Origin of the sequence: Tepidibacter mesophilus, from assembly GCF_002724055.1 — a bacterium.
GTDB lineage: Bacteria > Bacillota > Clostridia > Peptostreptococcales > Peptostreptococcaceae > Tepidibacter_A > Tepidibacter_A mesophilus.
In genome coordinates, this window is the sequence record NZ_BDQY01000019.1 from 1 (window position 1) to 14,147 (window position 14,147).

The 14,147-nt window shown below is 29.0% G+C and carries 12 protein-coding genes and 2 riboswitches; of the genes, 11 read left to right on the forward strand and 1 reads right to left on the reverse strand.

The genetic code is table 11. The features are described 5' to 3' along the window. Positions 1–161: 161 nt before the first annotated feature. The 7 genes from Tmeso_RS11500 (at position 162) to Tmeso_RS11530 (ending at position 8,341) form a co-directional block, all read left to right on the forward strand. The gene (locus Tmeso_RS11500) at positions 162–764 is read left to right on the forward strand and encodes a methyltransferase (protein ID WP_099191331.1); all 603 of its coding nucleotides are present in this window, start codon (positions 162–164) and stop codon (positions 762–764) included. 64 nt (positions 765–828) lie between these two features. Next, positions 829–1,998, forward strand: coding sequence for a beta-N-acetylhexosaminidase (gene nagZ / locus Tmeso_RS11505; protein ID WP_099191333.1), 1,170 nt, complete (start codon positions 829–831; stop codon positions 1,996–1,998). A gap of 273 nt (positions 1,999–2,271) precedes the next feature. Further along, positions 2,272–2,373: riboswitch (glycine riboswitch) on the forward strand. A gap of 2 nt (positions 2,374–2,375) precedes the next feature. Continuing rightward, positions 2,376–2,457: riboswitch (glycine riboswitch) on the forward strand. Between the two features lie 129 nt (positions 2,458–2,586). Further along, the gene (gene gcvT / locus Tmeso_RS11510; RefSeq protein WP_099191335.1) at positions 2,587–3,711 is read left to right on the forward strand and encodes a glycine cleavage system aminomethyltransferase GcvT; all 1,125 of its coding nucleotides are present in this window, start codon (positions 2,587–2,589) and stop codon (positions 3,709–3,711) included. A gap of 69 nt (positions 3,712–3,780) precedes the next feature. Beyond that, the gene (gene gcvH, locus Tmeso_RS11515) at positions 3,781–4,173 is read left to right on the forward strand and encodes a glycine cleavage system protein GcvH (protein ID WP_099191337.1); all 393 of its coding nucleotides are present in this window, start codon (positions 3,781–3,783) and stop codon (positions 4,171–4,173) included. A 36-nt stretch (positions 4,174–4,209) separates the two neighbouring features. After that, positions 4,210–5,550 carry an aminomethyl-transferring glycine dehydrogenase subunit GcvPA gene (gcvPA, locus tag Tmeso_RS11520; RefSeq protein WP_099191339.1) on the forward strand — a complete coding sequence of 447 codons (1,341 nt, stop codon included), beginning with the start codon at positions 4,210–4,212 and terminating at the stop codon, positions 5,548–5,550. Then, positions 5,550–7,001 carry an aminomethyl-transferring glycine dehydrogenase subunit GcvPB gene (gene gcvPB / locus Tmeso_RS11525; protein ID WP_099191341.1) on the forward strand — a complete coding sequence of 484 codons (1,452 nt, stop codon included), beginning with the start codon at positions 5,550–5,552 and terminating at the stop codon, positions 6,999–7,001. The genes gcvPA and gcvPB overlap by 1 nt, the downstream gene beginning before the upstream one ends. A gap of 233 nt (positions 7,002–7,234) precedes the next feature. Beyond that, complete coding sequence (locus Tmeso_RS11530) at positions 7,235–8,341, forward strand: alanine/ornithine racemase family PLP-dependent enzyme (RefSeq protein ID WP_099191343.1); 1,107 nt, start codon at positions 7,235–7,237, stop codon at positions 8,339–8,341. A 79-nt stretch (positions 8,342–8,420) separates the two neighbouring features. Here the strand turns inward: Tmeso_RS11530 and Tmeso_RS11535 are convergent, their stop codons facing one another. After that, a complete protein-coding gene (locus Tmeso_RS11535) occupies positions 8,421–8,816 on the reverse strand; it encodes a hypothetical protein (RefSeq protein WP_099191345.1) in 396 nt (131 codons plus the stop codon). Between the two features lie 703 nt (positions 8,817–9,519). Here Tmeso_RS11535 and Tmeso_RS11540 point away from each other — a divergent pair. The 4 genes from Tmeso_RS11540 to Tmeso_RS11550 all read left to right on the forward strand — a co-directional run bounded on the left by Tmeso_RS11540 (position 9,520) and on the right by Tmeso_RS11550 (position 14,063). Then, positions 9,520–10,893, forward strand: coding sequence for a peptide MFS transporter (locus tag Tmeso_RS11540; protein WP_099191347.1), 1,374 nt, complete (start codon positions 9,520–9,522; stop codon positions 10,891–10,893). A gap of 302 nt (positions 10,894–11,195) precedes the next feature. After that, a complete protein-coding gene (locus tag Tmeso_RS16470; RefSeq protein WP_187296333.1) occupies positions 11,196–11,342 on the forward strand; it encodes a hypothetical protein in 147 nt (48 codons plus the stop codon). 186 nt (positions 11,343–11,528) lie between these two features. Beyond that, complete coding sequence (locus Tmeso_RS11545) at positions 11,529–12,794, forward strand: homoserine dehydrogenase (protein WP_187296334.1); 1,266 nt, start codon at positions 11,529–11,531, stop codon at positions 12,792–12,794. Between the two features lie 21 nt (positions 12,795–12,815). Then, entirely contained in the window at positions 12,816–14,063 is a 1,248-nt protein-coding gene (locus Tmeso_RS11550; protein ID WP_099191351.1) for an aspartate kinase, read from the forward strand. Positions 14,064–14,147: the final 84 nt, after the last annotated feature.

A 14,147-nucleotide genomic window follows, 5' to 3' on the forward strand; every position in this document is an offset into this window, starting at 1 on the left:
TTAATATTTACAATGCTGCAATAAAAGGTGAACCTATTAATAAAATTTTTGAAACTCTGAAAATTGCATAGGAATTCCGTTAGCTATGTAACTGTAAAAAATTTCAAGCAAAACTGCACTATTATAGTTAATAAGTATTTTTAGAAAAGAAAGGAAATTAAATGAAAGAACAATATTATGAAAATTTATTAAATATAAAAACAACAGGACATCAAAAATGGGATAAAAATGTGGTTCACTATCATCCATACGAGGCTACTTTATATTCTGCATTAGAAATATTATTCCAACAATATCAAGTAAAAAGTTACGATAATATTGTTGACTTTGGATGTGGTAAGGGAAGACTTGCTTTTTATATAAATCACTTTTACAAGTCAAATGTTACAGGTATAGAAATGAATGAGGATATATATATAGAAGCTATTAATAATAAAAATAGTTATTTGAAGAAACATAGAAATAATAAAAATGAAATTAAATTCTTATGTTGTTTTGCCCAGGAGTATGATATAAAGCCTATAGACAATAAATTTTATTTTTTCAATCCATTTTCTATACAGATATTTAGAAAAATTATAAATAATATTTTACAATCTGTAGAAGAATATGAAAGAATAGTAGAATTGATCCTATATTATCCATCGGATGATTATATATATTATTTAGAAAATAATACATCATTTGCATTAATAGATGAGATTATAATGGACAAGCTATATAATTGTGATAACAATGAGAGATTTTTAATATACAGATTTTAATATAATATATAATAGGCTCAGTTTAACTGAGTCTTTTTGTCTAGGTATTAAAAGGAGGTCAATAGTGAAGAAGATATTTATTTTAGTTACAACAATATTACTGGGACTAATATTAATTTTTGTAACTATAAAAAAGAAAGATACTGTTAAAAAAGTTGAAGAATATAAACAAGAGATGATAATAAAAGAAGAGTTAGAAGATAATGAAATAAATAATATTATAGATTCTTTGTCGTTAGATGAAAAAATAGGGCAAATGATAATAGTGGGTTTTGACGGATATGAAGTTAATTCGGATTTTATAGATTTGCTAGAAAATTATAAAGTGGGAGGGGTTATTTTATTTAAAAGGAACATAAAAAATGCACACCAGCTTTTAAATTTAAATAATAATATAAAAAGTATAAATTCAAAAAATAAATTAGGTTTGTTTATATCAGTTGATGAAGAAGGAGGAAGAATTACAAGACTACCTAAGGGAAGTACAAAATTCCCATCTAATCAAGTAATAGGAAAAGAAAATGATAAAGATTTGTCCTATGATATAGGTAAAAAAATTGGAACAGAGCTTGATGCTTTCGGATTTAATATGGATTTTGCACCAGTGATTGATATATACAGTAATCCTAAAAATACAGTTATAGGAGATAGATCCTTTGGGACAAATTCTGAAATAGTTAAGACATTGGGTACTGCTACTATGAAAGGATTACAAGATGCTAATGTTATTTCTGTTATAAAGCATTTTCCTGGTCATGGAGATACAACTGTAGACTCTCATATGGGACTTCCATTTGTAAGCCATGATAAACAAAGGCTTGATAAATTTGAATTAATTCCTTTTAAAGAAGCAATTAGCAAAGGAGCAGATGCAGTAATGTCAGCTCATATAGTTTTACCTGATATTGATAAAAATAAGAAACCAGCTACTTTATCTAAAATAATATTGACTGATATTTTAAGGAGAGAACTAAATTTTAATGGAGTGATAATTACAGATGATATGGAAATGGGTGCTATTGCAAAAAATTATGAAATCAAAAATGCATCAGTTGAAGCTGTAAAAGCGGGTGCTGATATTATTTTGGTATGTCATACTAAAGAAAAGCAAATTGAGGCGTTAGAGGGGTTAAAAGAAGCTGTAAATAGAGGGGACATTGATATAGAAAGAATTGATGAGAGCTTAAAAAGAATTATCAAGTTAAAGCGAAAATATAATTTAAACGATATTTAAATTGTCAAAAAAACTACTAACTTATAAGTTTGAATTAAAAAATAAAAATTAGATTTATAAAATATATAAAAAAATTTTATAAAGACAAGAAAGGTATGAAATTTTAATAACCTAGAATATAGTTATTGTAGGTAATCTACATAAAGAATATATATTTTGGCAATTACATTATATAAAAGCATAGATTTTAGAGTTGTTAAGTTGATAACAATTATTGAAATGTTCAGAAAAGTGATGTAATATAAATACAAATATTGGAATATGATTATCCACATGAGGGTAGCGCGAGATATCTTTAAAAGATAGCCGAAGGAGCAATATGAAAAAAGCCAAATTTTCATAGAAACTTTCAGGCAAAAGTATCGTTATCTGATGGGTCTCTGGAAAGTTGGATTGCTTCCACGCCGAAGGGGAAATGCACTATATTGTGTAAAATCTCTCAGGTAAAAAAGACAGAGAGATATAAAGGCATTGAAACTTGTCATGCTTTTGTATCTCTCTTTATTTATGCAAAAAAGCAAGACTATACTTATGCATATAATATCAGAATCATATTTGATATATACAAATTATCAAGGGGGAAATGGTATGCTAAATTCAAAAAAAACGGCTCTTTTTAATGTTCACGAAAAGTACGGAGGAAAGATAATTGATTTTTCAGGATGGCAACTTCCAGTGCAATATGAGAGTATAACCTTAGAACATGAAGCTACCAGAAATAAGGCGGGATTATTTGACGTATCTCATATGGGTGAGGTAGAAGTTACGGGTATAGATGCTTTTAAATTTGTACAGAACTTAGTTACAAATGATATATCTGCTCTTGAAGACAATCAGGTGTTATACACATTTATGTGTTATGAGACTGGTGGAGTAGTAGATGATTTATTAGTGTATAGATTTGATGAAGAACATTTTTTTCTTGTGATAAATGCTGGTAATATAGATAAGGATTTTGAATGGATGAATAAAAATTCAGAAAAATATAATATAGATATTTTGAATATTTCTGATAAGATATCTCAATTAGCAATACAAGGTCCTAATGCTCAAACAATATTACAAAAACTAACAGATATAGACTTAGGGGAAATAAATTTTTTCTATTTTAAGAGGAATGTAAATATAGCTGGGGTTAGTTGTTTGGTTTCAAGAACAGGATATACAGGAGAGGATGGTTTTGAAATTTATTTAGAAAACACTAAAGTAGAATATGTATGGGAAAAACTCATGGAAGTTGGAAAAAAGTTAGGATTAAAGCCTGTAGGTCTAGGAGCTAGAGATACTTTAAGATTTGAAGTTGCATTACCTCTTTATGGGAATGAACTATCTAAGGATATAAGCCCATTAGAGGCAGGATTTGAGTTTTTTGTAAAATTAGAAAAAGATGATTTTATAGGAAAAGAGGCTTTAGTTAAACAGTATACAGATGGATTGAAAAGAAAAATAGTAGGTTTTGAAATGATAGATAAGGGAATACCTAGACATGGGTATGAAGTATGGGCACATGGAAAACAAATAGGCTTTGTGACTACTGGATATGCTTCTCCTACAGTTAAGAAAAATATAGGGTTTGCAATAGTTCCTGTAGAGTATTCAAAATTAGGTACGATTATTGAAATAAAGGTTAGAAAAAAGTTTTTAAATGCTCAAGTGGTAAGCAAGAGATTCTATACTAAGAGCTATAAGAAACAACAGCCTTATCGAGTTTAACAAATTGTATGAATAGATTTATTATATATATGTTCATAAGATTATAAAAATATTAAGGGGGAATTTATTATGAAAATAGTAGAAGGACTTTATTATTCAAAGGATCATGAGTGGATTAAGGTACAGGGAGAAGAAGTCTGTATAGGGATAACAGATTATGCTCAAGATGCCTTAGGAGAAATAGTTTATGTTGAGATGCCTGAGATTGACGATGAACTGGATGCTGGAGAGGCATTTGGTGTTATTGAATCGGTTAAGGCTGCATCAGATTCTTATATGCCGGTTTCGGGCACTGTTATACAGATAAATGAAGAGTTAGAAGACTCTCCAGAACTTCTAAATAATAGTCCATATGAGAACTGGATACTAAAAGTGAAAATAAGTGATTTGTCAGAATTAGATACTTTAATGAATTATGAAGAGTATAGTGATTTTTGTAAAAACAAAAATGAGACTCATTAAGATACAATTTATGTAAAAGTATGAAGGAGGCAAGCTATGCATAGATATATTTCAAATACAGAAACAGATAAAAAATATATGTTGAATGAAATAAATGTAGAATCTGTAGAGGATTTATTTAGTGATGTTCCAGATGAACTTAGGTTGGGTAGAGAACTTAATTTAAGAGATGGAATGTCAGAAATAGAAATATTAGATAATATAAATAATATTGCAAGTAAGAATAAGAGCTTAAAAGATTTAACGTGTTTTTTAGGAGCAGGGGCATATGATCATTATATACCTTCAATTATAAAACATATAACTTCAAGATCTGAGTTTTTAACTGCGTATACACCTTATCAAGCTGAGATAAGCCAAGGAACATTGCAAGCTATATTTGAGTATCAAACTATGATTAGTGATCTAATGGGAATGGATGTATCTAATGCTTCTATGTATGATGGAGCAACAGCTTGTACAGAAGCAGCAATAATGGCTTGTTTGAATACTAAACGTAAATCTATATTAATATCTAAAACTGTAAATCCTGAGACAAGAAAAGTACTAAAAACTTATATGAATTATAGAGATATAGACGTAATTGAAGTAAATGTGTTAGATGGAGTTACAGATATTAAACATCTAAAGTCTTTGGTAAGTAAAAAAATAGCAGGATTTATAATGCAAAGTCCAAATTTTTTTGGGATAATAGAAGATTACTCTGAAGCAAGAGAACTAATACATGAGAATAAGGGACTACTAATAACTTGTGTAGATCCAATATCTTTAGGTATATTAAAGAGTCCAGGTAAACAAGGCGCGGATATTGCAGTGGGAGAAGCTCAATCACTTGGAAACGATTTGAATTTTGGAGGGCCCTATTTGGGATTTATGGCTGTTAAGTCAAAGCTTGCTAGAAAAATGCCAGGTAGAATAGTAGGTGAATCTGTAGATACGAATGGGAAGAGAGCTTTTGTCTTAACTCTTCAAGCTAGAGAACAACATATTAGAAGATTTAAAGCAACATCTAATATATGTTCAAATCAAGGCTTGAATATGCTAATGGCAACTATTTATTTGACTACTTTAGGGAAAGAGGGATTAAGAGAAGTTGCTACTCAGTCTGCTCAAAAAGCTCAGTATGCTTTTAATGAAATAACTAAGAGTGGAAAGTTTAAGCCTTTATTCAATAGACCTTTCTTTAAAGAATTTGTAGTTACTAGTGATTTGGGCAGTTCTAAGGTAAATGAGAAGTTATTAGAAAAAGGTATTTTGGGTGGATATGAACTGGATAAAGATTATAAAGAATACAAAAATAGCTTAATGTTTTGTGTAACAGAAAAGAGAACTAAGAGTGAAATAGATAGACTTTCAAGTGTATTGGAGGTGTTATGATGAGAAACTATGACAAGTTAATATTTGAAATATCTAAATCTGGCAAACGTGCATATAAGCTTCCTAAAAATGATGTAGCACAAAATGATTTGTCAAATATAATTCCACAGAAGTTTTTAAATGAAGAAGAGTTAAACTTACCCGAGGTAAGCGAGTTAGATGTAGTTAGACATTTTACTAATTTATCTAATAAAAACTATGGAGTGGATACAGGGTTTTATCCATTGGGATCTTGCACTATGAAGTATAATCCCAAGATAAATGAAGATGTGGCAGGGATGCAAAACTTAAGTATGATTCATCCATATCAACCTGAGAATACAGTTCAAGGATCTTTACAAATCATGTATGAACTAGGTGATATGTTAGCCGAAATATCGGGGATGGATAAGATTAGTCTACAACCAGCAGCTGGAGCTCATGGGGAGCTATTAGGGCTTATGATAATAAAAGCATACCATAATAGTAGAAATGATTTTAAGAGAACTAAAATAATAGTTCCTGATTCAGCTCATGGAACAAATCCTGCAACAGCAGCTTTAGCTGGCTATGAAATAGTAGAGATTAAATCAAACGAAGAAGGTTCTGTATGTATAGATTCATTAAAAGAAGCTTTAAGTGATGAAATAGCGGGATTGATGTTGACAAATCCAAGCACTCTTGGATTATTTGAAATAAATATTAAAGAGATAGCAGACTTGGTTCATAGCGCTGGAGGCCAATTATACTATGATGGTGCTAATATGAATGCAATTATGGGAATTACAAGACCTGGAGATATGGGATTTGATGTAATGCATTATAACTTGCATAAGACATTTTCAACTCCTCATGGAGGCGGTGGTCCAGGAAGTGGTCCTGTAGGAGTTAAGAAACATTTAACTAAATTTTTACCTGTTCCTATAGTAACGAAAAAGGATAACAAATATATATTAGATTATGATAGACCAGAGTCTATAGGGAAAATAAAAGGATTTTATGGGAATTATGGAGTTATCTTGAGGGCTTATACTTATATATTAGCCATGGGTAAAAACGGTATAAAAGAGGTTAGTGAGACGGCGGTATTAAATGCAAATTACATGATGAATAAATTGAAAGAAGATTATTATTTACCAATAAATCAATTGTGCAAGCATGAATTTGTATTAGGAGGTATAAAAGATAATCTACAAGTATCAACTCTTGATATAGCTAAGAGCTTATTAGACTATGGATATCATCCACCAACTATATATTTTCCACTTATAGTTAATGAAGCTATAATGATTGAGCCAACAGAGACTGAAAGTCTAGAGACTATGGATGAATTTATTCAAACTATGATAAAAATTGCAAATGAAGCTAAAGAAAATCCTGACATATTAAAGGGATCCCCATATAATACACCTGTAAGAAGAATTGATGAGGCAAGAGCAGCTAGGAATTTAATCTTAAAATGGAATGGATAGAAAAAAAAATTTGTAATGAAAAATAAAGTGTGTAACTGTAAGTTTATACACTTTATTTTTCATTACAAAAAGTAATAATTTTTTTAATATAGATTTTGAATTTAACTATTAAATCATATTTTGAATTTTTTATAATAATATTAAAATAATAAAGATTTTTTAACATATAAAATATATAATAAATTCAATACATATTGATACATAATACAGTGTTGTAAGGGGAGGGATTTAGTATGTCTAAAAATAGTGGAATAAACCAAAAATATCCGATATTAGAAATTGATTTAAATAAAATATATCAAAACACTAAATATATGGTTGATTTATGTGATTCTAGGGGTATTAGTATTGCTAGTGTGGCTAAAGGTTTCAATGGTCTGCCTAAAGTTGTTGAACAATTTGTGAATGCCGGATGTAAATATATAGCACATTCAAGAATTGAGCAAATAATTAAATTAAAAGAACATGGTATAAATGTACCATTTATGTTAATACGTATTCCTATGTTTAGTGAAATAGAAGAATTAGTTAAGTATGTAGATATTAGCTTAAATTCAGAATTAGAAACACTAAATCGTATAGAATATGAATGTAAATCTCAGAATAACAATCATAAGGTAGTACTTATGTTTGATCTTGGAGATATTAGAGAAGGCATAATTGATGAAAAAGAGTTTATTGAATTAGCTATGCACGTTGAAAATAAGCTTGAAAATGTGCAGCTATATGGAATAGGTACAAATTTAGGATGCTATGGATCTATTATGCCTACAAAGGAAAATCTTGGAAAACTATGTGATATTGCTGAAAAAATAGAAAAAAATATAGATAGAAAGCTGGATATTGTATCTGGAGGGGCAACAACATCAATTCCTTTAATAATTGATGGTAAAATGCCAAATAAAATAAATAATTTAAGAATAGGGGAAGGAATAATTTTAGCTAGAGACTTAAAAGATTATTGGGGCTATGATATTGATAAAATGAATCAAGATACATTTGTTTTGAAAGCTCAGGTTGTAGAAATAAAAGATAAGCCTTCATATCCGATTGGAGAGATGTTTATTGATGCATTTGGGAATAAACCTGATATTATTGATAGAGGAATACGCAAGAGAGCTATATTAGCTGTTGGCAAACAAGATTTTGCTTCTCATGATAAATTAATACCACAAAAACAAGGCGTTGAGATTATAGGGAGTAGTAGTGATCATTTGATTGTCGATGTCGAAAATTGCAAACAAGAGATACAATTAGGAGATATTCTTGATTTTCATATGTATTACTCGCATATGCTTTATTTAAGTGGATCTTCATCTGTAACAAAAGTATATGTATAAATATACAGTATTATCTAGAAAATGAAGAAAAAATATAAATGTCTCATATTTTAATATGAGACATTTATATTTTGTTTTTTTATTTTAAGAATTTCATTTGGTCTTTACGATGTTCTTGTTTTTCCATTGCTCTTTCAACATCTTGCTCACTCATATTCTCTTGATTATGAGATAAATATCCCTGAGAGTAATGATAATTTTTTTCTAAATTTTCAAGATCATTATCACTTTCATGTTGACCATATGCTATTATGTTTTTTAAATTTTTCATTTGGTGTTCTCTTTCGCGTTGAACTTCTTTAGAATGCTCAATTTGTTCAGGAGAAGAAATGTCGGAATGCTGCTCAAGATGACGCTCTGTTCTTGTATGCTTTTCAACCAAATCTACAAGCTCATCTATTCTACGGGCATTTTCTAAACCTAAATGCTCGCTTTTATTTGTATTTACATTATGATCTTTTTCAAATTGTTTCATTATAAAACCTCCTTAAATTCAATGTACTATTATTTTCTCATGTTTAAAAATTATAATACCTTATAAACATTTCCAACTAAAAAATTACATATAGGCAAACATGCTTTTAAATTTTTGTATTGAAAATTTATTGTAAAAATACTAATTAAATTTAAGTAAAATTAACTTAATTTGAATTAGAAAATTCAAAAGTATGAAAAATTTAACAATAATCATTGAAAACGTTATCCAAACGTGGTAAATTTAGAATATAGATAAATTTAAACATATAGATAAATTTAAACATATAAACAAAAAACAGATAGATAATTTTTAGTATGATATTGACGTATTACATTATTTGTACCTAACTTGAAATAATGGCTAAAGAAATATACTAGAGAACTATAATTAAAGTGCCTCCAAATAGTAAAAAAAATTATAAAAATTATAAATTAGATATATAAACTATATTGAGGCTATTTCGATTATATAAAGTAACACATTATTATATTAAAATTATGTTGTTATGCACAATTTTTTCTGCTTTGTAGAAAAATTGTATGTATAAAATTGGGTATTCTAAAAGTAGAAAAAAGAGGGGGGAAGTAGGTATTAGAAATAGGTAAAGCAAGTTTGCTATAGCGATTTAGCTGTCGATTTCATGAAAAAGATTGCTAAAACCGATAAGTGAAACTTAAAAATTTATGTTAGGAGGAGAATTATGAGTGAAATTACAGTAAATAACAAAAGACCTTTTGGTTTTTATATTTGTTCTATGGCATTTGTTCTAGAAAGAATGGCGTATTATTCTGCCAAAGGTATTATGTTTTTCTTTATTTCTTATACTTTAATAACAGGTGGATTAGGTCTTACTAAGGTTGAAGCTGCACTAATACAATCAAATCTTGTTGCATTTACCTATCTTGCACCACTTATCGGAGGATATATTACTGATAGATATATAGGAGCAAGATATTGTGTTCCAGTAGGACTACTTTTAATGGCTGGAGGATACTATGTTGGATCAACTGCAACAGATCTTACTGGTATGCATATGTTAGTAATACTTGTTTCTATAGGTACTGGTCTTTTTAAGGGTAACGTGTCTGCACTTACTGGATCTTTATTTACGGATAAAAAGCAACTAGACTCAGCCTTTTCAACACAATACTCATTTGTTAATATTGGTGCTTTTATAGGTACTACAGTTCTAGGAGCTCTTTATATGACAACTTTTAAACAAGGTGATGTTTTAGGCTTTAGACCTGTTTTCCAAATCTGTAGTGCTATTTGTGTAGTTAATGCTATTTGGTTTTTATTTGGTACAAGATTCCTTGGAGAAATAGGAAAAAAACCATTTAAAGCTGGAAAGAATACGGAAGTTAAAGAGGAAACTGAAGTTAAACCATTAACAAAATCTGAAAAGAAGAAAGTTTTTGCTATTGTACTTGTATCTATGTTTTCAGTAGTATTTTGGGTATTTTGGTATTTAACTTATTTAGCTGCTTACGATTATGGTGATCAGTTTATAGATATGGTTGTGAATGGATTTGAAGTTCCGCTTTTATGGTTTGACTCACTAAATTCATTTGCATGTATTGCTCTTGGACCAGTACTTGGTGCACTTTGGTTTAAATTATCGAAGAGACCTCAAGGGGATTTAAGTTTATTTAAAAAATTAGCATTAGGTCTTGGTTTCCTTGGTACAGCTTTCTTAATGCTAGTACTTGCAGAATTTTCAAGAGGTGTTGGTGCAGATGCTACATCTAAAGCAGGTCTTGTTTACCTTGTTGCATTTGGATTGCTTCTAAGTATAGGAGAAATGCTATTCTCACCACTTGGGAACTCTTTTGTAACTAAATATGCACCAAATAAAATGTATTCTGTTTTACTTGGTGTTTGGACTTTTGCTACATTCTTAGCTGGAAAATCATATGGATACCTATATGCATTGACTTCAAAATTCTCTGTAATACAAGCATATACTGCGATTCCAATAATTTTATTCGTATGTGCAATACTTTTATTCTCTTTTGATAAAAAGTTAGTAAAATTGCTTGAAGATGAAGAACTTGAAAATAAAGAATTAGTTTAAAAAGAACGAACTGCATAAAATATAAAATTCGAGATTTGTATTATAATTTTATTAAAAAAATGGCTATTTTTTCTAAGTGGCCATTTTTTTTAGCAAATTTTTATAGAATCATTAAATAACTCAGATATAGGCATTGAAAAAAAGCTTTAAGATTATTAATGGAGAATATATTCATAAAATTTTGGTATATATTAAAAATTTGGATGTAGTATATTAATTTATATGTATAACCATAAATTTACTATTTACATTCCTTCTGTCTTGGGCAAATTAAATATAATAGACAGAAGGGAGGTTTTTTAATGACTAAAAAAGCTAAAAAATTAAAAATACAAAAAAGTATACATCAAAAACATAAAAATAATACATTTAAATACACTTTAGACATTGATACTACTTTGATGGATATAAATACAGTTGTAAATGAAGGAAAAAATAAATCTTATTAAAACTAAAAGGACTGAAAAGTCCTTTTTTAATGCAGAAAAATAAATTTTATAATAAATCAACAAGGTTCAAACAAAAAAAGTATTGAAAATCAAAAAAACTGTGATATAATGTATTTTATATAAATACAAATGTCTTTTATAGAAAGACAAAAAAACAGAAATTTGATTCAAGAAAGGGGTATTGAAATGATAAAAATAGGGCTTTTAGGTTTTGGGACAGTTGGAACAGGAGTATACGAAATTATAAATAATACTGAAAATAATTTAAGAAGACTTTTGAATAAAGAGATTCAGGTTAGTAAAATATTAGTTAGAGATATGAATAAAAATAGGAATGTAGATGCCCCTAAGGATATATTCACAAAAAATCCATTGGATATATTAGAGAATCCTGAAATTGACATTGTTGTTGAAGTTATGGGAGGAATAGATGATGCTTATAAATATATATGTCTTGCATTTAAAAACAATAAACATGTTGTAACTGCAAATAAAGCTGTTGTTTCAAAATATATAGATACTTTCTTACAACTTTCTAATAAGTACAATAAAGGATTTTTATTCGAGGCAAGTGTTGGGGGGGGAATACCAATTATAAAGCCTTTAAAGCAGAGTGCTAGAATTAACAATATAAGCAATGTTAGAGGAATACTAAATGGAACTACAAATTTTATTTTGACAAAGATGTGTGATGAAAATCTAAGCTTTAATGAGGCTTTGGATATGGCTAAAAAATTAGGTTATGCAGAGGCTGACCCTACTGATGATATTGAAGGGTATGATGTTAAAAGAAAGCTTGCTATATTATCCTCTATAGCATTTAACAATAAAACAGACGTAGATAGTATTATGTGTAGGGGTATAAGCTCTATAAGTAAAGATGATATCAATATGTTTAAGAAGTTAGGGCTTGTATCAAAGTTAGTTGGAAGTGCAATTTCTAATGGTAACAACTACTCTGCAAGCGTTGAGCCTGTGCTTTTAAATGAAAGTTCTACTTTTACAACTGTTAAAGATGCATTTAATATAGTATCTATTACAGGAGATGTTATTGGTGAGTTGCAGTTTTACGGTCAAGGAGCAGGTAAAAATCCTACTGCAAATGCAGTGGTTTCAGATATATTTGATATTGTGACTGATCAATACAAAAGAGATGATTTTGTACAAAATGGAAATTTAATATCTACAGGTATAGATTTATTTGAAGGAAGATATTATATAAGGGTAAGTCCTGATAATAAGAGTGATATGTCAAAAGTTTTGAAATTGATGGATTTGGATAAACTAAAATATGAAATACTTAGTATGAATGAAAATTTAATAGTTATAACTGATGTTGTAAGAGCTGATAGAATAGAGCAGTTTATAAGTAAGTTAAATATGCTTAAAGAAGAATATTGCTATATGAGAATTGAAGAAGATATTATAAATTTAAAATATGAGGCAAAATGATGTAATAAATGGGGGAATAGTATGGAAAATATAATTGTTCAAAAGTATGGAGGAAGCTCTGTAGGGTCAATAGATAGAATAAAGAATGTTGCAAAGCAGGTTGTAAAAGCAAAATATAGCAATAACAAAGTTGTTGTAGTAGTATCGGCTATGGGGAATACTACTAATGAATTGATTGAAAAAGCTATGAATGTAAATAAAAACCCATCAAGTAGGGAAATGGATATGCTTTTATCAACTGGTGAGCAAATGTCAATATCACTTCTTGCCATGGCTATTCAAGAACTGAATGAAGAGGTAGTATCATTAAATGGATATCAATGCAAAATATTAACTGACGACAAGCACAAGAAAGCAAGAATTATGGATATCGATAGTACACGAATAAAGAAAGAATTAGAACAAGGGAAAATAGTAATAGTTGCAGGGTTTCAGGGAGTATCACAAAGCAATGATATAACTACATTGGGGAGAGGTGGATCAGATACTACAGCAGTTGCATTAGCATCTGTATTAAATGCAAGTAAATGTGAGATTTATACTGATGTAGATGGAGTATATACATCAGATCCAAGAATTATAAAAGGAGCAAAACTTCTTGATAGAATTTCATACGATGAAATGTTAGAGCTTGCAAGTTTAGGAGCTAAAGTTCTTCATCCTAGATGTGTAGAACTTGCTAGAAAATATAGAATACCCCTTGTAGTGAAATCTAGCTTTAATAATAAATGTAAAGGCACAGAGATTATGGAGGCGAATAATGTGGAGAAGGTATTGATAAGAGGAGTTTCTTTAGATGAAAGTATAGCTAAGGTTTCTATACTTGAAGTTCCAGATGAGCCAGGAATCTCATATAAATTATTTAATGAGTTATCAAATAACAATATACAGGTTGATATGATAATACAAAATATAAATAGAGAAAACATAAATGATATTTCTTTTACGGTAAAGACTGAGGATTTGAAAGATGTTCAAACTATATCAAGTGAACTAAAAAACAAAATTAATGCTAAAGATCTAGTTATAGATAAATCTGTTTCAAAAATATCAATAGTAGGAACTGGGATAGCTGGGAATTCTAATGTTGCATCTATTTTCTTTAAAAGTCTTTATGAGTTAGGAGTTAATATACAGATGATAAGTACATCAGAAATAAAGATATCTTGTATAATAGATAATAAAAAAGGAAGAGAAGCTTTGCAATATGTGAATCAAAAATTTAAGTTGTGTGGTGAATGTTATATACTTGAAGAAAAAGTTGTCTGATAGTAAGTGCTGTGGACTATAAAATTAGCCATGGCACTTATTTTTATGTTATATTAATACTTATGGATAAAATAAACATGAAAA